The 701-nt window shown below is 41.8% G+C and carries 1 protein-coding gene; it reads left to right on the forward strand.

Annotation, left to right across the window (positions count from 1 at the left end; all coding sequences use genetic code 11):
- Nucleotides 1-182 precede the first annotated feature (182 nt).
- On the forward strand, nt 183-596 hold the full coding sequence (locus D1841_RS17495; protein ID WP_160201835.1) for a glycosyl hydrolase family 18 protein: 414 nt from the start codon (nt 183-185) through the stop codon (nt 594-596).
- Nucleotides 597-701 lie beyond the last annotated feature (105 nt).

A 701-nucleotide genomic window follows, 5' to 3' on the forward strand; every position in this document is an offset into this window, starting at 1 on the left:
TCTTTTTTCTTATCATGTTTACCCATTCATGTGCTTTCCTCCTTTCCTTATCTTTAATTATATTATACACGCAATGCGTGCATTTGTCAATAGAAAAGGACAATTTTTACAAACATTTTTTGATTTAATTACTGATAAAAAATAGCATCCATCATTGATGTACGTACACATACGGACCGCCTATGGCGGTTTCGCCAATCAATCAGGTGCGGAAAGTGCTGGACTACGCGGTCAGTGAAATTCCAAGGGAAAAAATTCTGATGGGCATGCCTAATTACGGTTATGATTGGAAACTCCCCTTTGTCAAAGGAGAAACCCGGGCAGAAAAAATGTCCAGCGAAGGGGCTTTCTGGCGGGCGCAGTACTACAATGCGGAAGTGGTGTACGATCAGCTTTCTCAAGCGCCGTATTTCACCTATTTTGATCCGGCTGGAAATAAGCACGTAGTCTGGTTTGAAGACATTCGCAGCATTCGTGCAAAGCTGGCGCTGGTTGAAGAGTACGATTTGGCAGGAGTGGGGTATTGGAACATAATGGACTACTTTCCGGCAAATTCTGAAGTGCTCAATGAGATGTATCAGGTGCGGAAGCTATAAAAATCGAGAATTTTGTAAAACGCCTGCGGGCGTTTTTTGCTTTTCTTGACAAATATGCTCGCAAAAAATAAAAGTGATGCAAGAGTTTCTTAGAAATTCCTGCAT

The organism is Neglectibacter sp. X4 (assembly GCF_009917365.1).
GTDB lineage: Bacteria > Bacillota > Clostridia > Oscillospirales > Acutalibacteraceae > Acutalibacter.

What these genes read in the sequence shown, in the direction of transcription:
- D1841_RS17495 (WP_160201835.1), top strand. Translation starts at nt 183, where the DNA reads ATGGCGGTTTCGCCAATCAATCAGGTGCGGAAAGTGCTGGACTACGCG.